Origin of the sequence: Bradyrhizobium australafricanum (genome assembly GCF_020329495.1) — a bacterium.
Taxonomy (GTDB): domain Bacteria; phylum Pseudomonadota; class Alphaproteobacteria; order Rhizobiales; family Xanthobacteraceae; genus Bradyrhizobium; species Bradyrhizobium australafricanum.
The window spans coordinates 14028-40277 of record NZ_JAGKJL010000010.1; the positions used below are offsets into that span (position 1 = coordinate 14028).

Here is a 26250-nt window from a genome sequence, read left to right on the forward strand (position 1 = left end):
GCGAAGAACGTGGGCAAGGAGGAACAAGCGACATCGAAGGGCAATGCTGCATGGCGGCCGCCGGCGCGGACCGTTTCTTCCATGTTTGCAATAGGTCCAAAATTCGTGGCGAGGGCATTCGCCGTGGCGGTCCGTCGCAATCTGCCGCACCGCTCGATTGCATTTATTCGGCAGTACCGGCCGCGTCGACCTCCAACCGTCACGTTCAAAGATGCGTATTTGTTCGCCTGGTCGAAGATGGCTCGTATTCGGCAGTACCGGCCGCGTCGACCTCCAACCGTCACGTTCAAAGATGCGTATTTGTTAGCTTGGTCGAAGATGGCTCGCTGTCGTCCCTTGTTGGCGCGCGATCCGGCAGAACTCAGCATGGTGGAGCGGGTCGAGCGTGGAATTCTCAAGCTCGTCCTGGCGATGCCCGATCGACGACATCGTCGCGCGCTCAGGCAGTTCGGTATCCAGCTGGAGAGGCAAGGTGTCTCGGCCGCGAGGAGATCGATTGCGCAGCAGCACGGTGTGACGATGATGATCGGCACGCTTGGCCCAGGCGGTGCAGAGCGCCAATTGGTGGTCACGGCGCGGGGGCTTCGCGAAGGCCGGAAGCCAAGCATCCGCGTGGCATGCGTCAATCTATCCTCCCCAGTCAGCAGGTTTTTTCTGCCGGAGCTGGAGTCCAGGGATATTGCAGCCAGCGTCATCGGCACTGAGGTGGACAGTAACCTCGAACCGGCGCGGCGGGCCGTCGTCGATGCCTTGCCGCCGGAACTGCGGGACGACGTGGCCCTCTATGCCAAGACATTGGCGGCGCAGAACCCCGAGATTGCCCATCTGTGGCTCGACGAAGTCAACATCAAAGGGGGTATCGCGGCGGTGCTGACCGGCGTGCCAAAGATCATCATCTCGCAACGTAGTTTGCCGCCGATCAATTTCGTTTTTCATCAGCCATACATGCGTGAAAGCTACCGCTGGCTCGCGCGTCAGCCGGGTGTCAAGATGATCAACAACAGTGCGGCTGGCGCGAGGGCTTACGAGGCGTGGCTTGGATTGGCCAAGGACTCGATTGGCGTTGTCCGCAATGGTTATGCCTTTGATGAGTCCGAGCTGGCGGGGTACAAGGCGGATTGCGCCAAGCTCCGACAGCGCGTCGGAATTGAACCCGGCGCGCAGGTTGTGGGGACCGTGATGCGCTTTACCGAGGAAAAGTGCCCCATGCTGTGGCTGGAGATCGCAGGGCTCATCCGCCGGGAACTGCCTGATGTACGTTTTCTGATCGTTGGAGATGGACCTTTGCGCGCGGTCATGGAGGCTCGCGCGGCTGCTGACGATTTGGCAGGAGCCGTGTTTTTCGCGGGCCATCTGAAGGAGTCGATGGCCGCTATTGCCAGCATGGACCTGATGCTTCTGACCTCCCGTGCGGAGGGGCTTCCGAACGTTTTGGTCGAAGCGCAGTTCCTGGGGGTGCCCGCCGTGACGACGCCCGCCGGCGGCGCGCCAGAGGCGGTCAATCACGGCAAGTCAGGGTGGGTTCTCCAAGGCTGGGACGCGGCATCGAGTGCTTGCCAAATCGTGCGCCTTTTGCGAGACGGCCACTGGCGAGAAGCCGCGGCGAAAGATGGTCCTGAGTTCGCGTTCAAGCGCTTCGGGGTTCAGCGTGCGATCGATGAAACGCTCGCGGTGTATGGTTAAACGGATTCCAGAGGACAATTTGATGGACCAGGTAGAAGAGAAGCGCTTCGAGTTCGGAAAGAATTGGCATGACTTCATTCAGAAGAATTTCGACGCGGAGAAGGTTCAGACTTCGAAGCGTCATATCCTTCAGTTCATGGGGCGTTCCGATCTCAATGGCCTGACGGTTATCGATATTGGCTGTGGCAGCGGGCTGCATTCGATTGCCATGCTCGATGCAGGCGCCGCCCGGGTGGACGGCTTCGACTATGATCCGGATTCGGTCCGGGCCAGCAAATTTGTCCAGTCGCAAGCGGGCAACCCTGCCAATTGGACCGCGGAGCAGGGGTCGGTTCTCGACGATGCCTACGTCGCCAAATTGCCGCTCTACGATCTGGTCTATTCGTGGGGTGTGCTGCATCACACGGGCGAGGTCTGGCATGCGATTCAAAATGCAGCCAGCCGAGTGAAGCCGGGAGGACTGTTCTACATCGCACTCTACTCGGCCGACGTACAGAAAGACCCGACTCCGGAGTTCTGGCTTGATGTGAAGCGCCGATACGTTGCTTCCGGTTGGCTGCGGCGCAGGCTCATGGACGGTTGGTACGTCTGGCGTTTCGAGATGTACCGAGATCCGCGCAATTTGCCCGCGTTCCTGCGGCGGGTGCGGGAATACAAGAAAATGCGCGGCATGAACAAGTTTACCGACATCCGCGATTGGCTCGGCGGCTGGCCCATGGAGTTCGTCTACGACAAGGACGCCATCGATTTTGTCGAGAAGATGGGCTTCAAGCTCGAGAAGATCGCAACCGGCGAAGCAAATTCCGAATTCCTGTTTGTTCGGAATGCGTAGAGGAACGATGCTATGTGCTCTGCCGCATGGGATCGCGACAAGGCGTTCGCGGTCGCGGCGAGGATGTCATTGATTTTCAGACAATGAGCCCACTCCCGATCATATACGTGATCGGCTCCCTCGATGTCGGGGGAGCCGAGCGGCATCTGGCACAGATCATCCCGAGACTTGATCGCGGCCGATGGAAGCCGGTCGTTTGTTGCTTGACCGAAAGAGGCAAGCTCGCAGACGGTCTGGAGGCGGCCGGCTTCGAGGTGATAGCCCGTCCGGTCGCGCGGCGTTCCGGCGGCGCGTCTCGGATACGAAGCTTCGTGCGTCTCGCTGAGACGGTACTCTGGCTTTGCCGGGTCATGCGCCGATTTCGTCCGGCAATCGCTCATTTCTTTTTGCCTGGGGCATACATCCTGGGGGCTCCGGCGTCGATTCTGGCTCGCGTTCCCGTTCGGATCATGAGCCGACGAAGCCTCAATTACTATCAGCGCAACATTCGCTTTAGTCCTGCGATCGAAGGCTGGCTGCATCCCCATATGACGGCCATTCTCGGCAATTCAAACAGCGTGGTGCGCCAACTGCATGATGACGAAAACGTCCGGGCAGATCGGCTCGGCCTGATCTACAACGGCATCGATTTCGCAAAGTATCAAAAGTCTTCGATGGTGCGGCAGGGCGTGCGTGCCTCCCTCGAAATCGATCAAGACGCGCTTGTTTTCATTATGGTGGCAAACCTCATCCCCTACAAAGGACATCAGGATTTGCTCGTGGCCTTCTCGATGGCTTGCCCCCATTTGCCCGCCGGCTGGAGGCTCTTAGTAGTGGGGCGCGACGACGGAATCGGCGGGGCGCTGCGTGAACAAGCGACGAATCTCAAAATAGCTGACAACGTGCTCTTTCTCGATTCAAGAAGCGACGTGCCTGACCTCCTGTGTGGCGCGGACATCGGTGTTCTGTCCTCGCACGAGGAGGGGTTCTCGAACGCGGTGCTCGAGAGCATGGCGGCCGGACTTCCAGTGATCGCAACTGACGTGGGAGGGAACCCGGAGGCGAACATCAACGGAGAAACCGGGGTCATTGTGCCGCCGCGTGACCCCAAGGCGATGAGCGAGGCGATACTCCGTCTCTCGGTGGACGGGGCATTGCGAGTCAGGATGGGTATGAACGCGGCAGATCGGGCCGAAAAGACCTTCAGCCTGGATGCTTGTGTGTCGCGCTATGAGGATCTTTATCGCGGCTTGCTGGAGGGCAAGATTCCGAATGATATCCCGAGCATCCGGCTTTCGAAGTAATCTATCCCCACCGTTCACGCCAGGCTTCGAACATCAAGACGTCCCAGAGCGCGTATTGCCAGTTGCGCTTGCGCGACAGATGCTCGGTCCAGTGCCGGCGAATGAGCGCGACGTCGAAGAGATCCGTCTCCCGCAACCGCTTCTCGGAAAGCAGATTTTCCGCCCACTGCCGCAACGGCCCGCGCAGCCATTCGTCGAGTGGAACAGAAAAGCCCATCTTTGGACGCTCGACGAGATTTCTCGGGACGTGACGGTACAGAACCTGACGTAACAGCCATTTGCTGACGCCGCGCCGGATCTTGACGGAGTGCGGGAGCCGCCAGGCCATTTCGACAACGCGGTGATCGAGCAGCGGCACTCTCGCTTCAAGAGCGACCGCCATGCTCGCACGATCGACCTTCGTCAGGATATCGTCGGGAAGATAGGTCACCGAGTCGAGGAATTGCATTCGATCGAGCAAGTTCGGAAAGTCGGTCCGTACGGAATTGTCCCACAAGACCCCACGGGCTTCCGCCACGCCGGGCGCGATGCTATCCGGGTCCCAATGGCTGATCAGCTTTCTGTACAGCTCATCGGCATCGTTCAACCCGAGCACGTTCGCGAATTTATGGATCTTGTCGCCCGGCAGTCGTGGATAGCTGTGCTCCGGAAGGTAGTCGAAAATCGCGTTCCATCGCTCCGAGCTTACCGAAGTCAGGCCCGCTGCGAGTGCCTTTCGCGCGGGGGTCGGCACCAGCGAAAGCATCCTCCAGGAACGCCGGGTCAGCTGATATCGATTGTAGCCCGAGAAGAGTTCGTCGCCGCCATCGCCCGAAAGTGCGACGGTGACGTGCTTGCGTGTCATCGCCGAAACCAGGTAGGTCGGAATCTGTGACGAGTCAGCGAACGGCTCGTCGAAGATTTCGGAAAGCTTCGGTACGACCTCGAGCGCTTGCTGCGAGGTTGCGATGAGTTCGGTGTGCTCGGTTCCGAGATACTTGGCGATCGCAGCGGCGTGAGGTGCCTCGTTAAAGGCCTTTTGCTCAAAGCCGATCGAGAACGTCTTTACCGGTCCGACGTTTGCGGCTTTCATCAACGCGACGACGGTCGATGAATCGATTCCGCCGGAAAGGAATGCGCCGAGCGGCACGTCCGCCATCGTTCGCTTGCGGACGGCATCGACAAGAAGCGTCTCGAGTTGTTCGACCAGCGACGCCTCGTCTCCGGAGAGCGGGTTGCTCAGGCCGTCGAGAGCCACCTGCCGGGCATCCCAGAACTTGTCAATTTGTAGTTCGCGGCCGAATTCCAGGGTCAGAATAGTCCCCGGCTCGAGTTTGTAGACATCCCGATAGATGGTGTGCGGAGCCGGAATATAGTTGTGTCGCATGAACGAGGCGACCGCCGCCGGTTCGATCCGCGGCGTCCATCCCGGATGCCGGCGCAGCGCCTTGAGCTCCGAGCCGAACATGAACAGCCCGCCGATCTTGGCCCAATAGATCGGTTTGATGCCGAGTCGATCGCGAATGAGCTTCAGGGTTCGCTGTTGCCTGTCCCAGATCGCGATCGCAAACATGCCGATCAGTCGGTCAACCGTGGCGCGGATTCCGTATCGCGCGAACGATTCGAGCAGGACCTCGGTGTCCGAGTGTCCGCGAAAACGGTGGCCGGTCGCTTCGATCTCGGCTCGGATTGGAAGGTGGCTGTAGACCTCGCCATTGTAGACCATCACGAAGCGGCCATCGGCCGAGTGCATGGGCTGGTGTCCGGCGGGCGAAAGATCCACGATCGACAGGCGGCGGTGAACGAGGGCAGCACCAGCTTCGGCATCGACCCATATGCCGTGGTCGTCGGGACCGCGATGTTCCAGGCTGACGTCCATGGCGTCGGCGATGGATTTCAGCTGGTCGACCGATGTCCGACTGCTGGGGTCCGCGAGAAATCCGGCGATTCCGCACATCGCGCCCTACTGGAAGGCTTGCAAATCGGTCAGCGGGCAGGGGCCGAGCCAGGGAGATTGCCCGTCCAGCAGAATTAGTTCATATCGCATCTAAACCACGACAATAAGACGGCAATCCACGGTTGATGACCTGGCTCAGGCGCGAACCAATAGCCGCGAAGGTTATCCCGAGGGAATCGGATAAGGCAAAGTTGGCGACGCCGGTATTGGGTCGACGAAGCTCAGAGCCGACGCATTTTGGCGGTGTCGCAGGTGTCTCAAGGACGCAAGAGGGGCCGAAGAGGTTAATACGCCTTGGTATTCTCTTTAGGTCGCCCTGGCAATAGCGCTCATTTTTTGCGGCAGAATCCTTGGTATCTTAAGGACTTTCGCTCTTGCGACGTCGGCTGTATGGCGGCTAAACAACCGGCCTCGATGGTACGCCTGAGCCGGAACTTCCTTTATGTCACATTTCCGAAAGATTGCAGTTATTGGGTTGGGCTATGTCGGCCTTCCCGTTGCGGTTGCCTTCGCCCGCAAAAGAATACCCGTCGTCGGTTTTGACGTGGACCGCAGCCGTGTTGCCGAGCTCAGCAAGGGATATGACCGTACGCGTGAAGTCGACGCCGAAGATCTTCGCCATCCGTCGCTGACGTTCTCCGTGGATTCGGTGGCGATCCGGGACTCGGATTTCTTCATCGTCACTGTGCCGACGCCAATCGACGATGCGCACCGGCCGGATCTGGGGGCAATGATTGCCGCATCGCGCACGGTCGGCGGTGCGCTCAAGAAGGGTGACATCGTCGTCTACGAATCGACGGTTTATCCGGGCGCGATCGAGGAGGAATGTATCCCCATCCTAGCCGAGGTCTCCCATTTGAAGCCGGGCGTGGACTTCACGGTCGGGTACTCTCCCGAGCGGATCAATCCCGGTGACAAACTGCACCGTTTCGAGACCATCATGAAGGTCGTCTCTGCTCAGGATACGAAAACGCTCGACATCGTTGCTAATGTCTATGGGTCCGTCGTGACGGCCGGCATCCATCGCGCACCTTCCATCAAGGTGGCCGAGGCTGCCAAGGTCATCGAGAACACGCAGCGCGATCTGAACATCGCGTTCATGAACGAGCTATCGCTGATCTTTCAGGTGCTGAATATCGACACTGGCGACGTTTTGGCGGCCGCGGGCACAAAATGGAATTTTCTGCCGTTTCAGCCCGGCCTCGTTGGCGGCCACTGCATCGGCGTCGACCCCTACTATCTGACTTTTCGTGCCGAGCGAGCGGGCTACCATCCGGAGGTGATTCTGGCCGGTCGCCGGATCAATGACGGCATGGGTCAGCGCATTGCGCGTGAATGTGTTCGAATGCTGCTTCGCGGGAAGGGCAAGGGGGGCAAAAGCACCGTCACGGTACTTGGCCTGACCTTCAAGGAAAATGTCCCGGATACGCGCAACTCCCGTGTGGTCGACATCATTCGTGAGCTTGAGACATTTGGTATTCACGTTCAGGTGCACGATCCTCTCGCGAATGCGGAGGATGCAAGCCATGAATATAGGCTGACGCTGACTGATCTCGATGACCTGCGCCCGGCGGATGCGGTTATCCTGGCCGTCGCGCATGATAGCTATCTCGCCGGTGGCTGGCCGCTCTTTCAGCGCCTATTGGATGGCGGCACGGGCCTCATTCTGGATGTCAAAGCGAAGCTCGACCGTAGCGTAGCTCCCGCCGGCATCGAGCTCTGGCGGCTATAGAACAATGGCTGAGAAAGCGATGTCGCACGATACACCACTGGTCACTGGAGCTGCCGGGTTCATTGGCTTTCATGTTGCCCTGCGCCTCTTGGCGGCGGGCCGCAAGGTCGTCGGCCTGGACATCGTCAACGACTATTACGATCCTCGACTGAAGGAAGCGCGTCTCAAGATCCTGAAGCGTGACCCGAACTTCACTTTTGTGAAGCTCGATTTGACTGATCGCGCGGGTATCAAGTCGCTCTTTGCCGCGTATCGTTTTCCTGTCGTTGTCCATCTCGCCGCCCAGGCCGGCGTGCGCTACTCGCTGGAGCATCCACATGCCTATGTGGATGCAAACCTGGAGGGCTTCATCAATATTCTTGAAGGATGTCGCCACAACGGGTGCGGACACTTGCTGTTTGCATCATCGTCATCGGTCTACGGCAGCAATACAAAACTGCCCTTCTCGGTGCATGACAATGTCGACCATCCGATCAGCCTGTACGCCGCGTCAAAGAAGGCCAATGAGTTGATGGCGCACTCGTACAGCCATCTGTACGGCATCCCTGCTACCGGCCTGCGGTTCTTCACGGTCTATGGTCCGTGGGGCCGCCCGGACATGGCCATGTTCATTTTCGCGAAAGCGATTTTGAGTGAAACGCCGATCAAATTGTTCAACAACGGTGATATGCGCCGTGACTTCACTTTTGTTGACGATATCGCCGAAGCGATCATCCGCCTCATGGAGCGGCCACCTCAGGGGCAATCAATCCCCCCCACAGCCGCGCCCGATCCTTCGAGCAGCAGGGCGCCCTGGAAGATCTACAATATTGGCAACAATAACCCCGAGGAGCTCTTGCACGTCGTCTCTCTGCTGGAGAAGGAGCTCGGCCGGAAAGCAATCAGGGAACTGCTTCCGATGCAGCCCGGCGATGTGCCGGCGACCTATGCAGACATTGAAGATCTGGCGCGGGACATCGGATTTCGGCCTGCGACCAGCATCGAGGATGGGATCGCGCGATTTATCAAGTGGTACCGCGAGTACCACAAGGTTTGACAGGGAGCCGACATTCGGGGGTCGGCGCGGATCGGGCTTGCTCCCCACTGCCCGGCGACGAACATGGTGGAATCGGCGTGCCGTCCGCCACCTAATCGGCGCATGGCCTTGCTTTATCCCGGGTTTTCTGGGTAATGGAACGCTACCGTGCGGCTCGCAAGGCCGCTTGTTCCCTCGGCTCTTCGGCTGGTTGCACTGGCCAGCCACGAGACAAGACAGGGCCTGTTGCATGATCAGATTTGGCCTCCTCGGGTGCGGGCGTATCGCCAAGCGTCACTCGGATCTCCTGGGTGGCAATCACATCGAAGGAGCGAGCCTGGTCGCGGTCTGCGATCCGATCCGCGGGCGCGCCGATGCGGTTGCCGGGAAGTTCGGCGTTGCGGCCCATTACGACATGGACGAATTCCTGGCGCGGAAGGACATCGATGCTATCGCCGTGCTGACGCCGAGCGGTCAGCACCCCGCGCATGTGATCGCCTGCGCGACGGCCGGCAAGCACGTCGTGGTCGAGAAGCCGATGGCGCTGCGTCTGCAGGACGCCGACGACATGATCCGGGCCTGCGACGAGGCCGGCGTCAAGATGTTCATTGTCAAGCAGAACCGCTTCAACGTGCCGGTACTCAAGGCGCGCGAGGCGCTCGATGCCGGCCGCTTCGGCAAGCTCATCCTGGGGACGGTCCGGGTTCGCTGGTGCCGCGACCAGGCGTATTACGATCAGGACGATTGGCGCGGCACCTGGGCCTATGACGGCGGTGTGCTGACCAATCAGGCGAGCCACCATGTCGACATGCTGGAGTGGTTCTTCGGCGACGTCGTGAGCGTGCATGCGCGCGCGGTGACGGCGCTGGCCAACATCGAAACCGAGGACACCGCCGTCGCAACGCTCAAGTTCCGCAACGGCGCGCTCGGGATCATCGAGGCGACCACCGCGGCGCGGCCGACCGATCTCGAGGGCTCGCTGTCGATCCTGGGCGAGAAGGGCACCGTCGAGATTTCGGGCTTCGCGGTCAACCAGATCCGGCACTGGCGCTTTGTCGACGAGCTGCCGTCCGACAAGGACGTCGTGGAGAAGTTCTCGGTTAACCCGCCCAACGTCTACGGCTTCGGCCATCAGGCCTATTATCACCATGTGGTCGATTGCCTCGAGAACCAGCGCGCCGCGCTGGTCGACGGGCTCGAGGGCCGAAAGAGCCTGGAGCTAATCTCGGCCCTCTATGAGTCGATCGAAACCGGCGAGGAAGTCGCGCTGCGCTTCACGCCACGGCTGAGCCGGCTGGGCGTCGCTTCGTGAACAGGCCGGACGTGCATCAGGCCAGCGTGCGCGATGTCGCGTTCGGCGAACGCGTCAAGATCGTCGAGCCCTGCAACCTCTATGGCTGCAAGCTCGGCGACGACTGCTTCGTCGGCCCCTTCACCGAAATCCAGAAGGGCGTGATCGTCGGGGCGCGCACCCGCGTGCAGTCGCATGCCTTCGTCTGCGAGCTCGTCACCATCGGCGAGGATTGTTTCGTCGGACACGGTGTGATGTTCGTCAACGACACGTTCTCCACCGGCGGCCCGGCCCGTGGACGCAAGGAGCTGTGGCGTGAGACGGTGATCGGCAACCGGGTGTCGATCGGCTCCAATGCGACGATCATGCCGGTCAGGATCGTCGACGACGTCGTCATCGGCGCCGGATCGGTGGTGACCAAGGACATCACGATATCAGGCACCTATGCCGGCAATCCGGCGCGCCGGCTGCTGACGAGCCAATAGGGCAATAGGGGAAATTCAATGGCGGTGCCGTATGCCGACCTGCAACTGCAATACCAGTCCATCAAGGGCGAGATCGACGCTGCGATCGCCGGCGTGATCCGCGACAACGCCTTCATTCGCGGCAGCTATGTCGACGCCTTCGAGCGCGAATTTGCGGCGGCGGCTGAGGTCGCTCATTGCGTGTCCTGCGCCAACGGCACCGACGCGCTTTACCTCGCCATGCGGGCGCTGAAGGTGAAGCCGGGCGACGAGGTGATCACGACGGCGCATTCGTGGATCTCGACCGCGGCGATGATCACCCATTCCGGTGCCACCGTCATCTTCTGCGACACCGACGAGGCGACGTTCACGATCGATCCGGCGGCCATCGAGGCCGCGATTACGCCGCGCACGGTCGGTATCATCCCGGTGCATCTCTATGGCCAGCCCGCGGATATGGACGCGATTATGGCGATCGCGCAGAAGCACAAGCTGTGGGTGATCGAGGATTGCGCCCAGGCCCATCTGGCGCGCTACAAGGGCCGCATGGTCGGCACCTTCGGCGAGGCCGCGACCTATTCATTCTATCCCGGCAAGAATCTCGGCGCGATGGGCGACGCCGGCGCGGTCGTCACTAACGACGCGGCGCTCGCCGAGCAGATGGCCATGCTGGCGCGCCATGGTGGACTGGTGAAGCACCAGCACCACATCGAAGGCATCAACAGCCGGCTCGACGGCATGCAGGCGGCGATCCTCTCCGCCAAGCTGCCGCATCTTGCCACCTGGACCGAGGCCCGGCAGGCCGCGGCCGAGGTCTATGATGCCGGCCTCAACCAGATCGAGGATGTCGTGGTGCCCGAGGTCGCGCCGGCACGCAGCCACGTCTATCACCTCTACACGATCAGGCATCCGCGCCGCGACGCGCTCGCCGCCCATCTCAACGCCAATGGCGTGCAGACCGCCATCAACTATCCCACCGCGCTGCCATTGCTGCCGGCCTATGCGCGGTTCGATCATCGGCCGGAGCAGTTCCCCAACGCGCATCGCGATCAGGGCCGAATTCTCTCGCTGCCGATGTTCGCCGAGATCACGCGCCGGCAGCAGGACGAGGTGATCGAGCTGATCCGGAAGTTCTGATCGCGATGGCGGCCTCGCGCCCGACGCTTTGGTCTTCAGCTCCCGAGCAGCAGAGGCCTCAGGAACTTTTCCAGGTTGGAGCCTGAGAACAGGTAGCCCTTCAGCCCGGCCGCCCGTGCCGCCTCGAGATCCGTCGGCTGATCGCCGACCAGAAAGCTGCGTTCGACGTCGACCGGAAAGCGTTCCAGCAGGTCACTGATCATGCCCGGCGACGGTTTGCGCCGGTGGCTGACCTGCCGGTATCGTTCCACGCTTCCTTCCGGGTGAAACGGGCAGTATTCGAAAGCGTCGATATGCGCGCCGATCTTGCCGAGTTCAGCCGCCATCCAGTCGTGAAGCTCCTGGACGTGTGTCTCCTCGTAGAGACCCCTTGCGACGCCTGACTGGTTGGTCACGACGAACGCAAAATAGCCCATGTCGTTGACGGCCTTGACCGCCTCGCGCGCGCCTTCGATCCAGACTAGCCTGTGGCTTTCGAACAGGTAGCCGATGTCCTGGTTCAGGACGCCGTCCCGATCGAAGAACACCGCCGGCCTTCGCGGCTGATCTCCGGAAGCGCTGCTCATGAGGTGATGATCCGTCCGTCTCCGAGGCATGAGCCAGCTCAATAGTTCACAACGCCGCGTGCGACAAATCCAGACCGATCAAACGCCGGGGGTGATCTCAAAGCCTAACGCTCGTCCGCAATCACCTTGCCGTCGTTCGGCAGCGAGCCGGTGCCGACCAGCTCGACGGTGCCGCCGAGTTTTGTCACGGCACGCAGCGTTGCCGCGACCTCGCTCTGCAGGGCATCGGGCGCCGAGGCGCATTCGGCTCTCAGCGTCATCGCGTCGGCCTCGCCGGCGCGCGTGACGACCAGGCGAATCCGTCCAAGCTCGGGATGGCGCTTGCCGATCTCCGCGATCTGCTCGGGGCGCACGAACATCCCCTTCACCTTGGTGGTCTGGTCGGCGCGGCCCATCCAGCCCTTGATTCGCATGTTGGTGCGTCCGCACCGGCTCGCGCCGGGCAGGGCGGCGGTCAGGTCGCCGAGCGCGAGGCGAATCCAGGGATGGTGCGGATCGAGCGAGGTCACCACGATCTCGCCGACGTCACCCGGCGCAACGGGATCGCCGGTGCCGGGCTTGACGATCTCCAAGATCAACTCCTCGTTGACCGTCATTCCCTCGCGCGCCGCCGTCTCGAACGCGATCAGGCCGAGATCGGCAGTACCGAAGGCCTGATAAGCCTCGACGCCGCGCGACTTCATCTCCTCCTGCAGCGATTTCGGAAATGCCGCGCCTGAGACCAGCGCGCGCTTGATCGAGGACACGTCGCGGCCGGCGGTGGCGGCGGCGTCGAGCAGGATCTTCAGGAAGTCCGGGGTGCCGCTATAGCCGACCGGGCGATAGGCCTCGATCAGCTCGAATTGCTGCTCGGTATTGCCGGGGCCCGCCGGGATCACCGCACAGCCGAGCGCCCGCGCCGAGGCGTCGAAGATGAAGCCGCCGGGGGTGAGGTGATAGCTGAAGGTGTTCAGCACCACATCCCCCTCGCGAAAGCCCGCCGCAAACAGCGCCCGGGCGCCGCGCCAAGGATCCGCCTGGCGGCCCTCCGGCTCGAAGATCGGTCCGGGCGAGGTGAACAGCCGGGCGAACGAGCCGGGCGTGTCGGCCACGAAGCCGCCAAACGGCGGGGCGGCCTTGTGCAGGGCCGGCAGTTCCGACTTACGGAGCACCGGCAGCCCGGCCAGCGCCTCCCGGCTGGTGACGGAGGCGGGATCGGTGCCTCTCAGCAAATTGGCATAGGCGGGCGCTGCCATCGCCTTGCGCAGCACCTCGGGCAGCCGGGCGAACAACGCGGCCTCGCGCTCGGCCGGATCGCGCGTTTCAAGGGCGTCGTAATGGTCGGTCATGGCAGGTCCTTGGGAGGATGTGCGCGGGTTGCGTGCCGGTCCGCCCGTGCTATCAGACGGTGACCGCTGACATTGGGACGGTTCCAGGGAGCACGATGGCTGAGGCAGAGAGCGTTGCGGCGGACGGGGCCGCCGACGTCGTCGCGAGGCTGAAGCGCCGTATCATTGGCGAGGCCCTGCCGCTGTGGTCGACCGCAGGCTGGGACAGCAGCGCCGGCGGCTTTGTCGACCGGCTGCACCACGACGGGACGGCCGACCGCGCCGCCCCGCGCCGGATCATGGTGCAGGCGCGCCAGATCTATTGCTACGCCAAGGCGGCCCAGCTGGGCTGGTATCCGGAGGGGCGCGCGGTCGCGCTGAAGGGGCTGGACTACCTGCTGGCCAAGGCCAGGGGGCCGGACGGCCGGCCTGGCTTCGTCTACAGCCTGACGGCCGAGGGCGGCGTGCACGACCCGCTGCGCGACACCTACGGCCACGCCTTCGTGCTGCTTGCGCTCGCGACCGCCTACGGCCTCGACCAGGACGCCCAGATCCGCGCCGAGATCGACGCGCTGCTGTCGTTCCTCGATACCCAGCTGCGCTCGCCCCATGGCGGCTTCCACGAGGGCCTGCCGCCCTCGATGCCGCGCCGGCAGAACCCGCAGATGCATCTGTTCGAGGCGATGATCGCCTGCTTCGACGCGACCCACGATTTGTCGTTCCAGAACCGCGCCGGCGATTTCTTCGCGCTGTTCCTTGCCAGCCTCTACGACAAGCAGACGCGCACCCTCGGCGAATATTTCGAGGAGGACTGGTCGAAGATCCCGCCGGTCAGCGTCGAGCCCGGGCACCTCGCGGAATGGGTCTGGCTGCTGAGGGGATTTGAGCGGATCACCGGCTGCCCGACCGGGCGCCCGCGCGGCGAGCTGCTGGCGTCGGCGCTGCGCTATCGCGACGCGGCCACCGGCTGCCTGGTCGACGAGGGCGACGCCGAGGGCAACATTCGCCGCCACACACGTCGGCTGTGGCCGCAGAGCGAGCTGGCGAAGGCCTGGATCGCGCAGGCCGAGTCGGGCGAAGCCGGCGCGGCGGACGAGGCGCGTGCGGCGCTGGTGCTGCTCGAGCGGCACTATCTCGGCCATGCCGTGGCCGGCGGCTGGTACGATCAGTTCGACCGCGACGGCAATTCGCTGGTCGCCACGATCCCGGCGTCGTCGTTCTATCATGTGCTTTGCGCGGTCACTGAAGCCGAGCAGGTGCTCGGATAGAACCGCCTTCCTGGTCTGACGCGTTTTCTGCACACGCAACTCCGCCCGAAAACGCTCGCTATCCTCACAGCCAGCGCTTGCGCCGCTTGAAGCTCTTCAGGTTCTTGAAGCTCTTGCGCTGGTCGCCGGCGCCGCCGAGGTAGAATTCCTTGACGTCCTCATTGTCGCGCAGCTCGTCGGCGGAGCCGTCGAGCACGACCTTGCCCTGTTCCATGATGTAGCCATGGCTCGCGACCGAGAGCGCGGCGCGCGCATTCTGCTCGACCAGGAGGATCGTGACGCCGAGATCCCGGTTGATCTCCTTGATGATTGCGAACACTTCCTTGACGAGCAGAGGCGACAGCCCCATCGACGGCTCGTCCATCAGGATCATCTTCGGGCGCGCCATCAGCGCGCGGCCGATCGCGAGCATCTGCTGCTCGCCGCCGGAGAGATAGCCGGCGAGGCCGGTGCGCTCCTTCAGGCGCGGGAAATACTTGAACACCATGTCGATGTCATCGGAGACCTCGCCGTCGCGCCGGGTGAAGGCGCCGAGCCGCAGGTTCTCCAGCGACGTCATATCGGCGACGATGCGGCGGCCTTCCATCACCTGGAAGATGCCGCGGCGGACGATCTTGTCCGGATCGATGCCGTTGATGCGCTGGCCCTCGAACAGGATCTCGCCGCGGGTGACCTCGCCGTCCTCGGTCTTGAGCAGGCCGGAGATCGCTTTCAGCGTGGTCGACTTGCCGGCGCCGTTGGCGCCGAGCAGCGCCACGATCGCGCCCTTCGGCACTTCGAGGCTGAGGCCGCGCAGCACCAGGATGACGTCGTCATAGACGACCTCGATATTGTTGACGCTGAGCAGCGGCGGCGGCGGGACGGCCGTCGGCATCGGGCGGGTGGCTTCGAGGGTTTCGTTCATGGTCTGTGTTACCCTTCGACGTCATTGCCGGGCATAGCCGTCCAAAGGACGGCGTCGCTTCCGCTCGCCTATGACCCGGCAATCCATCGATCGGAATACGTCTTCGCTTGATGGATGCGCGGGTCGAGCCCGCGCATGACGATTGGTGGACGTGATCAGCCGTTGCCTTACCACCCAAACCATTCCGGCTTGCGCGGCAGGTCGACGGTCTTCACCTTCTCGAGCTTGATCGTGCCCTTGCCCATCAGGTCGTTGATGTCGCCATCGGTCGCGCCCGAGATCTTCGAGCGATACAGGTCGACCTTCGTGGTGGGGCGGTGATCCTTTTCGGTCCAGGTCGACGGATTGCAGACGCCGTCCATGCCGGCCGGCACCCAATCCTTCTTCTGGTAGAAGCCCTTGGCGACGTTCTCGCCGGTGGCGCCACCGTTCTTGGCGGCCCAGTCGAGCGCCTCCTTCAGATAGAGCGCGCTGCAGACCGCGGCGATGTAGTGCACCGGCCGATAGACCTTGCCGGACGGGTCGGACATCTTGGAGATTTCCATCACGGTCTTCATGCCGGGCGCGTTGCCGCCCCAGCTCACCGCCGTGCGGAGCGGGAAGATCACGCCGTCGGCTGCATCGCCGGCGGTCTTCGCCGCGTTCTCGTCCATGCCCCAGACATTGCCGAGGAACTGGACATCGACGCCGGCGGTCTTGCAGGCCTTCAGCACCGAGATGTTCGAGGCCGCCGTGTTGCCGAGATAGGCATAATTTGCGCCCGAGCTTTTCAGGCTGAGACACTGCGCCGAGTAGTCGCCGGGCGACAGCGCGAACACCAGCGGCGGCAGCACCTCGAAGCCGAGCTCGGTCGCCAGCGCTTCACCGGCCGCCTTCGGTGCGTTCGGATACGGATGGTTGGCGCCCATGTGGACGAATTTCGGCTTTCCGGGCTTGCCCTTGGCCTTCCAGTCCTCGGCGGCCCAGGTCAGCATCGCGCGCATCGAGTCCGAGTAGCTCGGGCCGTAGAAGAAATTGTACGGCGCGGGCTTGGCCTTGCCGCTGGTGCCTTCCGGATCGGTCAGCGCCGCGGCGTAGGAGCCGGAGATGTCCGGGATCTTGTCCTGCGCCAGGAAGCCGGTGAGGGCCTCGGTATCCGCCGTGCCCCAGCCCATGATCGCCGCGACCTTGCCGTCGGGCGCCGACCATTTCTTGTACAGCGCGATGGCGCGCGGCACCTGGTAGCCATAGTCGTTGCTGTCGACACTGAGCTGCTTGCCGCCGACGCCGCCATTCTTGTTGACCCAGGCGAAGGTGTCGGCGACGCCCTGGCCATAGGGGGTGCCGACGTCGGACGTGCCGCCCGAGAGGTCCTGCAGATGGCCGATGGCGATCTGCGCCTGCGCGGTGGCGGCCGCGCTGCTGATCAGCAGCGCAACGGAGACCGAGCTCAAAAGGGATCTAATCGTCATTTTTGCTTTCCTCCTGCTTATTCGTTGAACCGAATTTTGAGTTGCGTTCCGTGCCTTGCGTCAATGCGAGAACGGGTAGAGCTTCCAGTAAGCCTTGATCTGCCTCCAGCGATGCGCGAGGCCGTCCGGCTCGAACATCAAGAAGCCGATGATGATCAGGCCGATCGCGATCTCGCGCAGGAAGGTGATGTTGTTGTTGAGCTGCAGCGCCTTGTCGATGGCGCCGCCCTTCAGCCAGGCGCTCAGCCATTCCATCGATTCCGGCAGCAGCACCACGAAGGCCGTGCCCATCAGCGTGCCCATCACCGAGCCGGTGCCGCCGATGATGACCATGGCGAGGAACAGCACCGAGCGCTCTATGCCAAAACCTTCCTGCGAGACCACGAGCTGATAGTGAGCATAGAGCGCGCCGGCGATGCCGGCAAAGAAGGCGGCAAGCCCGAACGACAGCGTCCGGTACTTGGTGAGGTTGATGCCCATGATCTCGGCGGAGAGATAGTGATCGCGGATCGCGACCAGCGCGCGGCCGTCGCGGGTGCGCATCAGGTTGGTGACCAGCAGGTAGCTGATCACCATGTAGGCGAGCACGACGTAGAAATACTGCCGGTCGCCGCGCAGGGTGTAGCCGAAAATCGAGAACGGATTGGCGCTGGCCGGCACCGAGCCGCCGGAGAACCATTCGGCGCGCGAGAAGAAGTCGAGCAGGATGTACTGCGCGGCGAGCGTCGCGATTACGAGATAGAGTCCCTTCAGCCGCGCCGCCGGCACGCCGAAGATCAGGCCGACCAGTGCCGTGACGACGCCGGCGAGGGGGATGGCGAAGAACACCGGGATCGGCGCGTTGTTGGAGATGTAGGCCGAGGTGAACGCGCCGAATAGGAAGAACGCGGCGTGGCCGATCGAGATCTGGCCGGTGAAGCCGACCAGGACGTTGAGGCCGAGGGCCGCGATCGCGAAGATGCCGATCTGGATCGCGATCGAGAGCAGGTAGTTGGACAGCAGCATCGGCGCGAAGCAGGCGAGCACGATGCCGAGGATCGCGAAATTGCGGCTGGTTGCGGTCGGGAAGATCGTGGTGTCGGCCGCGTAGCTGGTGCGGAAATCGCCCGAGGGGATGAGTGTGCTTGTCGCCATTGATCAGACCCGCTCAATATCCTTGGTGCCGAACAGGCCGTACGGCTTGATCATCAGGATGATGATCAGGACGTAGAACGGCGCGATCTCGTAGAGATTGCCCCAGTGCAGGTACTGGCTGTCGACATACTGGGCGACATTTTCCAATAGCCCGATGATGATGCCGCCGAGCACGGCGCCGCCGACTGAGTCGAGCCCGCCGAGGATCGCGGCGGGAAACACCTTGATGCCGTAGGCGGAGAGGCCGGACGACACGCCATTGACCACGGCGACCACGACACCGGCGACCGCCGAGACGGTGGCCGAGATCGCCCACGCCATCGCGAACACGTTCTTGACGGAAATGCCGAGCGACTGCGCGACCTGCTGGTTGAAAGCGGTGGCGCGCATCGCAAGGCCATATTTGGAGGCGCGGAAGAACCAGGCCATGCCGACCATCATGGCGAGCGAGACCACGAGGCTCATGACATAGACGGTCTGGATCTGCAGCCCGAACAGGCTGACTGACTGGCTCTGAAACACGCGCGGGAACGGCTGCGGGTTGACGCCGAAGATCCACTTCAGCGCGGCCTGGAACACCGTCGACAGGCCGATCGTCACCATGATCACGGAGATGATCGGCTCACCGATCATCGGGCGCAGGATCACGACCTGGATCGCGATGCCGAAGATGAACATGAAGACCAGCGTGATCGGCATGCCGACCCAGAACGGCACCTGATACTTCGTCAGCAGCGCCCAGCACACCCAGGCGCCGACCAGCAGCAATTCGCCCTGCGCGAAGTTCACGACCTGTGTCGCCTTGTAGATCAGCACGAACGACATCGCGACCACGCCATACAGCGTGCCGACCACGAGGCCGTTGACGATCAGCTGGATCAGGAACTGGATGTTCATGGGGTGCGGTCGCTCCGGACTGCGGCGCCAGCACCCTCTCCCCTTGTGGGAGAGGGTGGCTTCGCAAAGCGAAGCCCGGCGAGGGGTTGTCTCCGCATCGGGATCGTGGAGAGGGTACCCCTCACCCAAGCGAGTTCGTGTCGACTAGCGGTGTAGCCCTCTCCCACAAGGGGAGATGGCACATTCATGAGCACCGCGCTCTGGTCGCGCAACACAGTCATTCCGCGGCCTCCGCGATCACGGCGCGGCCGAGATCGACGACCTCGAGCGTGGTGCGGACGCGCTGCGTCGAGCCGTCCTGGAAGCGGATCACGGTGTCGACGGGGATGCTGGCCTTGCCGCGGTAGATCGCATCGATGATGTCGGCGTATTTCTCGTTGATCACGCCGCGGCGGACCTTTCGGGTCCGGGTCAGCTCGCCGTCATCGGCATCGAGCTCCTTGTAGAGCAGCAGGAAGCGCGAGATGCGTTGCGCCGGCGGCAGGGTGGCATTGACGGTCTCGACCTCTTTCTTGAGCAGCGCATAGACTTCGGGCCGCGAGGACAGGTCGGTGTAGGTCGTGAACGAGATCCGGTTCTTCTCCGCCCATTTCGAGATGATCGAGTAGCGGATGCAGATCATCGCGGCGAGCGCGTCGCGGCCGGCGCCGAGGACGACCGCCTCGGCGACATAGGGCGAGAACTTCAGCTTGTTCTCGATATATTGCGGCGAGAAGCGCTCGCCGCGCGAGGTCTCGGCGAGATCCTTGATGCGGTCGATCACCACGAGCTGCCGGTTGTCGTTGTAGTAGCCGGCATCGCCCGAATGCATCCAGCCGTCCTTGATGTCGGCGACCGATGCTTCGGGGTTCTTGTAATAGCCGTGGAACATGTTGGGATGCCGCACCACGATCTCTCCGACGCCGTTGACGTCGGTATTGTCGATGCGGATCTCGATGTTGTCGGCCATCGGCACGCCGGTGGTGTCGGGATCGACCTTGCCTTCGGGATGCAGCGTGTAGGCGCCGAGCAGCTCGGTCTGGCCGTACAGCGTGCGCAGCGGCACGCCCATCGCCTGGAAGAACTTGAAGGTGTCCGGCCCGAGCGCCGCGCCGCCGGTCGCCGCCGAGCGCAGCCGCGTGAAGCCGAGCCGGTCGCGCAGCGCACGGAACAAGAGCTGGTCGGCGAACACAGAACGCTTGCCCTCGGCGAGCGCCGCAAGGCCGGTCCTCATGCCGAGGTCATAGAGCCGTTGCTTGAACGGCGAGGCGTCCATCACCCCGGCGCGGACGTCGGCCGCGATCGATTCCCATACCCGCGGCGCGAACAGCACGAAGGTCGGCGCGATCTCGCGGAAGTCGTGCATCATGGTGTCGGGCTCTTCGACGAAGTTGACCTTCATCCGGGAGAGCAGCCCTTTGCCCAGCGCGTAAATCTGTTCCATGATCCAGGGCAGCGGCAGCACCGAGACATATTCGTCGTCGGGCCCCTTCGGATCGAAGGCGAGATAGGTCGCGCAGTGCCGCAGTACGCGCCCGGCAGAGAGCATCGCAAGCTTCGGGTTGGCCGTCGTGCCCGAGGTGGTGCAGAGGATCGCGACGTCCTCGCCCTTCGTAGCGTCGACCAGCCGCTCGTACAGTCCAGGCTCGCGCGTGGCGCGGTCGCGGCCCAGCGCAACGAGCTTGCTCGCCTCCATCAATCGCGGATCGTCGTATTTGCGCATGCCGCGCGGGTCGGAATACACGATGTGCTCGAGGTGGGGCACGCGATCGGCCAGGCCGAGCAGCTTGTCGACCTGTTCCTCGTCCTCGGCGAAGACCAGCTTGGCCTCGCCATAGGTCAGGAGATAGGCGGCTTCCTCATCCAGCACGTCGCGATAAAGACCGAGGCTCATCGCGCCAATCGCGTGGGCCGCGATCTCGGCGGCGACCCAGTCCGGCCGGTTGTCGCCGATAATGCCGATCACGTCGCCGCGGCCAAGCCCGAGCTCGACCATGCCGAGCGCGAAATCATGGGTGCGGGTCTGGTAGTCGTTCCAGGTAAATTCGCGCCACAGCCCGAAATCCTTCTCGCGCAGCGCGATCTCTCGGCCGTGCTCCGTCGCGTTCAGGCGCAGCATCTTGGGAAAGGTGTCGGCCTGCGCGGCGCGACCGGCATAGTCCATCATGCGGCGCTCTCCCGCACCGCGGGCTTGTCGTCGGGATCGACCAGCACTTCGTCTTCCTCGCCGAGATAGGCGCGCTTGACATGGGGATCGGCAAGCACGGTGCCCGGATCGCCCTCGGCGATCTTGCGGCCGAAGTCGAGCACCATGACGCGGTGGGAGATGTCCATCACGACGCCCATGTCGTGCTCGATCATCATCACCGTCATGCCGAACTCTTCGTTGAGATCGACGATGTAGCGCGCCATGTCTTCCTTCTCTTCGAAGTTCATGCCGGCCATCGGCTCGTCGAGCAGGATCAGTTGCGGCTCGAGCGCCATCGCGCGGGCGAGCTCGACGCGCTTGCGCAGGCCATAGGGCAGGGTGCCGGCGGTCGCCTTGCGCACCGATTGCAGATCGAGGAAGTCGATGATCTCCTCGACCTTGCGGCGGTGCTCCAGCTCCTCGCGGCGCGCGCCGGTCAGCCAGTACAGCGATCCCGTGATGAAGTTGTTCTTCAGGAGGTGATGGCGGCCGACCATGATGTTGTCGAGCACGCTCATGTGGTGGAACAGCGCGAGATTCTGGAAAGTCCGGCCGATGCCGAGCCGGGGCCGCGCGTTCGGGTTGAGGCCGGTGATGTCCTGGCCGCGATAGAACAGCTGGCCTTCAGTCGGCCGGTAGCGGCCGGAGATGCAGTTGACGATCGAGGTCTTGCCGGCGCCGTTCGGGCCGATGATGGAAAACAGCTCGCCCTCGTTGACGCCGAAGCTCACTTCGGTCAGCGCGCGGACGCCGCCAAAGCGCAATGAGACTCCGCGCACCTCGAGACTATTAGCCACCCTGTTCCCTCCAGATACGGGCGCTTTGGCGCGCTCTTTAATCTTCTTATCTTCGCTTCGATCTTACACTTCGATCTTACATGGGCCGCCGAAGGGAGACCATCCGACTATTGATGTCGGCGTTCGGGAGATCGCTCGCCCCGATCGCCTGCGTCATGCGCGGTAACGCCGCACCCGCCTGCAAGCCCGTCCCTCGCCTCGTCCGCCTTCAGCGATCCATCAAGGAACTGCGCGACGTTACGCGAGGTGGCTCTGAATACGAGAAAGCGATAGGTTGAATTGTCATGTGCCCGACATTTGGTCAGGAATTTTCGCTGGCATTCCAGGCCTCGGGTCCCTGGCTTCGCGCACGGCGTTGCTGCAGTGCAATATCGTTGCAGTCTCTTGGGGTAGGACGCCGTCGCTAGAATGATCGCTGCTGATTACCTGAGGCGCATCGCGGCCTGGTCGCGCGAACTGAGCGAGCAAGAAATCGAAATCGCGCGCGCTGGCATTTCCGAGAAATCCTATCGCGCCAACGAATTCATCTTCATGCGCGGCGACAATTTTCAGTACTGGACCGGCATCGTCACCGGGCTGGCGCGCATGGGCATCGTCTCGCGCGGCGGCAAGGCGGCGAGTTTCGCGGGTCTCACCGCAGGCGCGTGGTTCGGCGAGGGGACCGTGCTCAAGAATGAGCCCCGGCGCTACGATGTGGTCGCGCTGCGCGACACGCGACTGGCGATGATGGATCGCCGGACCTTCGTCTGGCTGTTCGAGAACAGTGTCGGCTTCAACCGGTTCTTGGTCGGCTCGCTCAATGAGCGGCTCGGCCAGTTCATTGCGCTGCTCGAATATGGCCGCACGCTGGATGCCACCGCGCGGCTGGCGCGCTCGATCGCCTCGCTGTTCAATCCGATTCTCTACCCCGACCTCACCCTGCACCTGGAGATCACCCAGGAGGAGATCGGGGCGCTGTCGGGGATCTCCCGGCAGAACGCCAACCAGTGCCTGAAGCGGCTGGAGCGCGAGGGGCTGTTGCGGCTCGACTATGGCGGGGTGACCATCCTCAACCTCGACCGGCTGCGCCACTACGGGGAATGATGGGATCCAGGCCGCATTTAACCATTTTCGGGGGCGCTGAAGCCCCGATTCAGCAATTGTGATGTTAGACTTGGAGCAGGCCGGATGCTACAGACCGGCCTCGTCGGCGCGCTGTTTGCGCGATCTCTGGAGATGACATGGCAGTTAAGGATTCGGCGGCTCAGGACTCGAAGCGGCGCGTTGCGTTGATCACCGGCGTCACCGGGCAGGACGGCGCGTATCTCGCCGAATATCTGCTCGGCCTCGGTTATACCGTGCACGGGCTCAAGCGTCGCTCGTCCTCACTCAACACCGCGCGTGTCGACCATCTTTACCAGGATCCGCATGTCGGCAACGTCCCGTTCCTGATGCACTATGGCGACATGACCGATTCGACCAATCTGATCCGCCTGGTGCAGCAGATCCGGCCGACCGAGATCTACAACCTCGCGGCGCAAAGCCACGTCCAGGTCAGTTTCGAGAGCCCGGAATACACCGCCAATGCCGACGCGATCGGCGTATTGCGCCTTTTGGAAGCGATCCGCATCCTCGGCATGGAGAAGGAGGCGCGGTTCTACCAGGCCTCGACCTCGGAGCTTTACGGCCTCGTGCAGGAGGTGCCGCAGAAGGAAACCACGCCGTTCTATCCGCGCTCGCCCTATGGCGTCGCCAAGCTCTACGGCTACTGGATCACGGTGAACTACCGCGAGGCCTATGGCATGTTCGCCAGCAACGGCATCCTGTTCAACCATGAGAGCCCGATCCGCGGCGAGACCTTCGTGACGCGCAAGATCACCCGCGCCGTCGCCCGCATCGAGGTCGGCCTCGAGAACAAGCTCTATCTCGGCAATCTCGACGCCAAGCGCGACTGGGGCCACGCCCGCGACTATGTCGAGGGCATGCACAGGATCCTGCAGGTCGACGAGCCCGGCGACTTCGTGCTCGCGACCGGCGAAACGCGGTCGGTCCGCGAGTTCGTCGAACTGGCGTTTGCCGAGGTCGGCCGCAGCATCGAATGGCGCGGCAAGGGCGTCGAGGAGGTCGGTGTCGACAAGGCGTCCGGAAACACCCTGGTGCAGATCGATCCGACCTATTTCCGCCCGACCGAGGTCGATCTTCTGATCGGCGACGCCAGCAAGGCGCGCGCCAAGCTCGGCTGGGCGCCGAAGACGCCGTTCGCGCAACTGGTGAAGGAAATGATTGCCAGCGATCTCGTCGAGGCCAGGCAGGACGCGGCCAATGGCAAGCACGGTGTTTGAGCTGAAGGGCAAGTCGGTCTTCGTCGCCGGCCATCGCGGCATGGTCGGCTCGGCCCTGATGCGCCGGCTGGCGCGCGAGGAGGCCGATCTACTGACGGTGTCGCGCAGCGAGGTCGATTTGCGCGACCAAACCGCGGTCAACGCCTGGTTTGCCGCGAAGCGGCCGCAGGCCGTGTTCCTCGCCGCCGCCAAGGTCGGCGGCATCGTCGCCAACAACATGCTGCGGGCCGAATTCCTCTACGACAATCTGGCGATCTCGAGCAACGTGATCCAGGCGGCGCACGCCAATGGCTGCGAGAAGCTGATGTTCTTCGGCTCGTCCTGCATCTATCCGCGCCTGGCGCCGCAGCCGCTGCGCGAGGATTCGATGCTGACCGGCCCGCTGGAGCCGACCAACGAGCCCTATGCCATCGCCAAGATCGCCGGCATCAAGATGGCCGAGGCCTATCGCAGCCAGTACGGCGCCGATTTCATCAGCGTGATGCCGACCAATCTCTACGGCCCCGGCGACAATTATCACCCCGAATACAGCCACGTCGTCGCCGCGCTGATCCGCCGCTTCCACGAGGCCAAGGTTTCGGGCGCCGGCAACGTCGCGGTGTGGGGCACCGGCACGCCGCGCCGCGAATTCCTCTATGTCGACGATCTCGCCGACGCCTGCATCCATCTGATGAAGACCTATTCATCGCCCGAACTGGTCAATATCGGCACCGGCGAGGACATCACCATCGCCGAGTTCGCGCGCGTCGTCGCGGCCGCCGTCGGCTATCGTGGCGAGATCAGCTTCGACACATCGCGCCCGGACGGCACGCCGCGCAAGCTGCTCGACGTCGGTCGGCTGGCGAGGCTCGGCTGGCGCGCCAGCACCTCGCTCGAGGATGGCATCGCCCTCGCGTACCAGGCCTATCTGCGCGAGACGAAGTGACGCGGTAAACCTCCCGCCCTCCGACTGAGAATATCTGTCGGCTTGGCGACGCTGCGCGGCTAGGATGCGCGTGCCCGAGCGTGCCGCAAGAGCCGCCAGTGCGTCGGAGGAGATATCATGAAGGTTCTACGCCGCCAGTTCCTGCAACTTGCAGCCGCTACGGCTGCGCTTCCGCTCACATTTGGAAAAGCGATTGCCGAGGCCTATCCGACGCGGCCGGTTCGCCTCGTGATCGGCTATACCCCCGGCGGTTCGGCGGACCTGACGGCGCGCCTGATGGGGCAGTGGCTGTCGGAAAAGCTCGGGCAATCCTTCATTGTCGAGAACCGGCCGGGCGGCGGGACCAACATCGCCACCGAGCAGGCGCTGCGCGCGGCACCCGACGGCTACACGCTGCTGCTGGTCGCGCCGGCCAATGCGATCAACGCGACGCTCTACCAGAAGCTGCCGTTCGACTTCATGCGCGAGATGGAGCCGATCGCGGGCATCATTCGCTTTCCCAACGTCGTGGTGGTGCACCCCTCGCTGCCGATCAAGTCGATTCCCGAATTGATCGCCTATGCAAAGGCCAATCCCGGCAAGCTCAACATGGCGTCCTCAGGCAACGGTTCGACGATCCACATGTCGGGTGAACTGTTCAAGATGCTGACCGGCATCAACATGCAGCACGTGCCCTACCGGGGCGGAGCGCCGGCGCTCACCGATATGCTGTCCGGCGTGATGCAGGTGATGTTCGACAATCTTCCGACCTGCGCCGAGCACGTCAAATCCGGCAAGCTGCGCGGACTTGCGGTCACCAGCACGACCCGTTCGGACGTGCTTCCGGACCTGCCGCCGGTCGCCGACTTCCTGCCGGGCTACGAGGCCAGCGCCTGGTACGGCCTCGCGGCGCCGAAGAACACGCCGCCTGAAATCGTCGACAGGCTCAACAAGGCCGTCAATGAAATCCTCGCCGATCCCAAGGCCAAGGCGCGGTTTACCGAGATCGGCGCGATCATGCTGCCGGGCTCGGCTGCCGACTTCGGCAAACTAGTGGCCGACGAGACCGAGAAGTGGGGCAAGGTGGTCAAGTTCGCCGGCGCCAAGGTTGATTAGAGCGTTTTCGAGCGAAGTGGACGCCGGTTCGCGTGAAGAAAACGC

At 63.0% G+C, this 26250-nt stretch carries 22 protein-coding genes; 13 read left to right on the forward strand and 9 right to left on the reverse strand.

Annotated features, from left to right (window positions below; genetic code table 11):
• Positions 1 to 9: 9 nt before the first annotated feature.
• From J6525_RS47250 to J6525_RS11375, 3 genes are all read left to right on the forward strand, one after another.
• Positions 10 to 1683, forward strand: a complete 1674-nt coding sequence (locus J6525_RS47250) for a glycosyltransferase (RefSeq protein ID WP_225644424.1) — start codon at positions 10 to 12, stop codon at positions 1681 to 1683.
• Between the two features lie 22 nt (positions 1684 to 1705).
• Positions 1706 to 2515, forward strand: a complete 810-nt coding sequence (locus J6525_RS11370) for a class I SAM-dependent methyltransferase (RefSeq protein ID WP_016847978.1) — start codon at positions 1706 to 1708, stop codon at positions 2513 to 2515.
• A gap of 107 nt (positions 2516 to 2622) precedes the next feature.
• On the forward strand, positions 2623 to 3798 hold the full coding sequence (locus tag J6525_RS11375) for a glycosyltransferase (RefSeq protein ID WP_225644427.1): 1176 nt from the start codon (positions 2623 to 2625) through the stop codon (positions 3796 to 3798).
• Between the two features lies 1 nt (position 3799).
• On the opposite strand, the gene asnB is transcribed toward J6525_RS11375, so the two are convergent.
• Complete coding sequence (asnB, locus tag J6525_RS11380; RefSeq protein WP_225644429.1) at positions 3800 to 5734, reverse strand: asparagine synthase (glutamine-hydrolyzing); 1935 nt, start codon at positions 5732 to 5734, stop codon at positions 3800 to 3802.
• Positions 5735 to 6176: 442 nt separating this feature from the next.
• On the opposite strand from asnB, the gene J6525_RS11385 reads away from it, so the two are divergent.
• The 5 genes from J6525_RS11385 (at position 6177) to J6525_RS11405 (ending at position 11373) form a co-directional block, all read left to right on the forward strand.
• On the forward strand, positions 6177 to 7466 hold the full coding sequence (locus tag J6525_RS11385; RefSeq protein WP_225644430.1) for a nucleotide sugar dehydrogenase: 1290 nt from the start codon (positions 6177 to 6179) through the stop codon (positions 7464 to 7466).
• Positions 7467 to 7485: 19 nt separating this feature from the next.
• Positions 7486 to 8502 carry an NAD-dependent epimerase gene (locus J6525_RS11390; RefSeq protein WP_225644599.1) on the forward strand — a complete coding sequence of 339 codons (1017 nt, stop codon included), beginning with the start codon at positions 7486 to 7488 and terminating at the stop codon, positions 8500 to 8502.
• 229 nt (positions 8503 to 8731) lie between these two features.
• The gene (locus tag J6525_RS11395) at positions 8732 to 9793 is read left to right on the forward strand and encodes a Gfo/Idh/MocA family protein (protein ID WP_225644433.1); all 1062 of its coding nucleotides are present in this window, start codon (positions 8732 to 8734) and stop codon (positions 9791 to 9793) included.
• Positions 9790 to 10257, forward strand: coding sequence for an acyltransferase (locus J6525_RS11400; RefSeq protein ID WP_038386951.1), 468 nt, complete (start codon positions 9790 to 9792; stop codon positions 10255 to 10257). The genes J6525_RS11395 and J6525_RS11400 overlap by 4 nt, the downstream gene beginning before the upstream one ends.
• A gap of 18 nt (positions 10258 to 10275) precedes the next feature.
• Positions 10276 to 11373, forward strand: a complete 1098-nt coding sequence (locus J6525_RS11405; RefSeq protein ID WP_225644435.1) for a DegT/DnrJ/EryC1/StrS family aminotransferase — start codon at positions 10276 to 10278, stop codon at positions 11371 to 11373.
• Between the two features lie 35 nt (positions 11374 to 11408).
• On the opposite strand, the gene J6525_RS11410 is transcribed toward J6525_RS11405, so the two are convergent.
• Both J6525_RS11410 and J6525_RS11415 read right to left on the reverse strand, forming a co-directional pair.
• Positions 11409 to 11939 carry an HAD family hydrolase gene (locus J6525_RS11410; RefSeq protein ID WP_225644437.1) on the reverse strand — a complete coding sequence of 177 codons (531 nt, stop codon included), beginning with the start codon at positions 11937 to 11939 and terminating at the stop codon, positions 11409 to 11411.
• Between the two features lie 104 nt (positions 11940 to 12043).
• Positions 12044 to 13267: a phenylacetate--CoA ligase family protein gene (locus J6525_RS11415; RefSeq protein ID WP_225644439.1), complete on the reverse strand. Its 1224-nt coding sequence runs from the start codon at positions 13265 to 13267 to the stop codon at positions 12044 to 12046.
• Positions 13268 to 13362: 95 nt separating this feature from the next.
• Here J6525_RS11415 and J6525_RS11420 point away from each other — a divergent pair, with 95 nt between their 5' ends.
• Positions 13363 to 14514 carry an AGE family epimerase/isomerase gene (locus J6525_RS11420; RefSeq protein WP_057020452.1) on the forward strand — a complete coding sequence of 384 codons (1152 nt, stop codon included), beginning with the start codon at positions 13363 to 13365 and terminating at the stop codon, positions 14512 to 14514.
• A 64-nt stretch (positions 14515 to 14578) separates the two neighbouring features.
• Here the strand turns inward: J6525_RS11420 and J6525_RS11425 are convergent, their stop codons facing one another.
• The 6 genes from J6525_RS11425 to J6525_RS11450 all read right to left on the reverse strand — a co-directional run bounded on the left by J6525_RS11425 (position 14579) and on the right by J6525_RS11450 (position 21864).
• Complete coding sequence (locus tag J6525_RS11425) at positions 14579 to 15418, reverse strand: ABC transporter ATP-binding protein (protein ID WP_028338343.1); 840 nt, start codon at positions 15416 to 15418, stop codon at positions 14579 to 14581.
• Positions 15419 to 15585: 167 nt separating this feature from the next.
• Positions 15586 to 16869 (reverse strand): ABC transporter substrate-binding protein, encoded by a 1284-nt coding sequence (locus tag J6525_RS11430; protein ID WP_225644441.1) that lies wholly within the window; start codon positions 16867 to 16869, stop codon positions 15586 to 15588.
• A 60-nt stretch (positions 16870 to 16929) separates the two neighbouring features.
• Positions 16930 to 18003 carry a branched-chain amino acid ABC transporter permease gene (locus J6525_RS11435; protein WP_057020451.1) on the reverse strand — a complete coding sequence of 358 codons (1074 nt, stop codon included), beginning with the start codon at positions 18001 to 18003 and terminating at the stop codon, positions 16930 to 16932.
• A 3-nt stretch (positions 18004 to 18006) separates the two neighbouring features.
• A complete protein-coding gene (locus tag J6525_RS11440) occupies positions 18007 to 18900 on the reverse strand; it encodes a branched-chain amino acid ABC transporter permease (protein WP_016847993.1) in 894 nt (297 codons plus the stop codon).
• Positions 18901 to 19117: 217 nt separating this feature from the next.
• Positions 19118 to 21046 carry a long-chain fatty acid--CoA ligase gene (locus J6525_RS11445; RefSeq protein WP_225644443.1) on the reverse strand — a complete coding sequence of 643 codons (1929 nt, stop codon included), beginning with the start codon at positions 21044 to 21046 and terminating at the stop codon, positions 19118 to 19120.
• On the reverse strand, positions 21043 to 21864 hold the full coding sequence (locus J6525_RS11450) for an ABC transporter ATP-binding protein (RefSeq protein WP_225644445.1): 822 nt from the start codon (positions 21862 to 21864) through the stop codon (positions 21043 to 21045). Before J6525_RS11450 ends, J6525_RS11445 begins: the two co-directional genes overlap by 4 nt.
• Positions 21865 to 22272: 408 nt before the next feature.
• On the opposite strand from J6525_RS11450, the gene J6525_RS11455 reads away from it, so the two are divergent.
• The 4 genes from J6525_RS11455 to J6525_RS11470 all read left to right on the forward strand — a co-directional run bounded on the left by J6525_RS11455 (position 22273) and on the right by J6525_RS11470 (position 26205).
• Positions 22273 to 22947 (forward strand): Crp/Fnr family transcriptional regulator, encoded by a 675-nt coding sequence (locus J6525_RS11455; RefSeq protein ID WP_016847996.1) that lies wholly within the window; start codon positions 22273 to 22275, stop codon positions 22945 to 22947.
• A 137-nt stretch (positions 22948 to 23084) separates the two neighbouring features.
• Positions 23085 to 24185, forward strand: coding sequence for a GDP-mannose 4,6-dehydratase (gene gmd / locus J6525_RS11460; RefSeq protein WP_225644447.1), 1101 nt, complete (start codon positions 23085 to 23087; stop codon positions 24183 to 24185).
• Complete coding sequence (gene fcl / locus J6525_RS11465; protein ID WP_283848622.1) at positions 24166 to 25110, forward strand: GDP-L-fucose synthase; 945 nt, start codon at positions 24166 to 24168, stop codon at positions 25108 to 25110. The genes gmd and fcl overlap by 20 nt, the downstream gene beginning before the upstream one ends.
• Positions 25111 to 25227: 117 nt before the next feature.
• A complete protein-coding gene (locus J6525_RS11470) occupies positions 25228 to 26205 on the forward strand; it encodes a tripartite tricarboxylate transporter substrate binding protein (protein WP_225644449.1) in 978 nt (325 codons plus the stop codon).
• Positions 26206 to 26250: the final 45 nt, after the last annotated feature.

What these genes read in the sequence shown, in the direction of transcription:
- J6525_RS11415 (WP_225644439.1), bottom strand. Translation starts at nt 13,267, where the DNA reads ATGACCGACCATTACGACGCCCTTGAAACGCGCGATCCGGCCGAGCGC.
- gmd (WP_225644447.1), top strand. Translation starts at nt 23,085, where the DNA reads ATGGCAGTTAAGGATTCGGCGGCTCAGGACTCGAAGCGGCGCGTTGCG.
- J6525_RS11405 (WP_225644435.1), top strand. Translation starts at nt 10,276, where the DNA reads ATGGCGGTGCCGTATGCCGACCTGCAACTGCAATACCAGTCCATCAAG.
- J6525_RS11395 (WP_225644433.1), top strand. Translation starts at nt 8,732, where the DNA reads ATGATCAGATTTGGCCTCCTCGGGTGCGGGCGTATCGCCAAGCGTCAC.
- J6525_RS11410 (WP_225644437.1), bottom strand. Translation starts at nt 11,939, where the DNA reads ATGAGCAGCGCTTCCGGAGATCAGCCGCGAAGGCCGGCGGTGTTCTTC.
- J6525_RS11425 (WP_028338343.1), bottom strand. Translation starts at nt 15,418, where the DNA reads ATGAACGAAACCCTCGAAGCCACCCGCCCGATGCCGACGGCCGTCCCG.
- J6525_RS11390 (WP_225644599.1), top strand. Translation starts at nt 7,486, where the DNA reads ATGTCGCACGATACACCACTGGTCACTGGAGCTGCCGGGTTCATTGGC.
- J6525_RS11455 (WP_016847996.1), top strand. Translation starts at nt 22,273, where the DNA reads ATGATCGCTGCTGATTACCTGAGGCGCATCGCGGCCTGGTCGCGCGAA.
- asnB (WP_225644429.1), bottom strand. Translation starts at nt 5,734, where the DNA reads ATGTGCGGAATCGCCGGATTTCTCGCGGACCCCAGCAGTCGGACATCG.
- J6525_RS11430 (WP_225644441.1), bottom strand. Translation starts at nt 16,869, where the DNA reads ATGACGATTAGATCCCTTTTGAGCTCGGTCTCCGTTGCGCTGCTGATC.
- J6525_RS11445 (WP_225644443.1), bottom strand. Translation starts at nt 21,046, where the DNA reads ATGATGGACTATGCCGGTCGCGCCGCGCAGGCCGACACCTTTCCCAAG.
- J6525_RS11370 (WP_016847978.1), top strand. Translation starts at nt 1,706, where the DNA reads ATGGACCAGGTAGAAGAGAAGCGCTTCGAGTTCGGAAAGAATTGGCAT.
- J6525_RS11435 (WP_057020451.1), bottom strand. Translation starts at nt 18,003, where the DNA reads ATGGCGACAAGCACACTCATCCCCTCGGGCGATTTCCGCACCAGCTAC.
- J6525_RS11470 (WP_225644449.1), top strand. Translation starts at nt 25,228, where the DNA reads ATGAAGGTTCTACGCCGCCAGTTCCTGCAACTTGCAGCCGCTACGGCT.
- J6525_RS11420 (WP_057020452.1), top strand. Translation starts at nt 13,363, where the DNA reads ATGGCTGAGGCAGAGAGCGTTGCGGCGGACGGGGCCGCCGACGTCGTC.
- fcl (WP_283848622.1), top strand. Translation starts at nt 24,166, where the DNA reads ATGGCAAGCACGGTGTTTGAGCTGAAGGGCAAGTCGGTCTTCGTCGCC.
- J6525_RS11440 (WP_016847993.1), bottom strand. Translation starts at nt 18,900, where the DNA reads ATGAACATCCAGTTCCTGATCCAGCTGATCGTCAACGGCCTCGTGGTC.
- J6525_RS11385 (WP_225644430.1), top strand. Translation starts at nt 6,177, where the DNA reads ATGTCACATTTCCGAAAGATTGCAGTTATTGGGTTGGGCTATGTCGGC.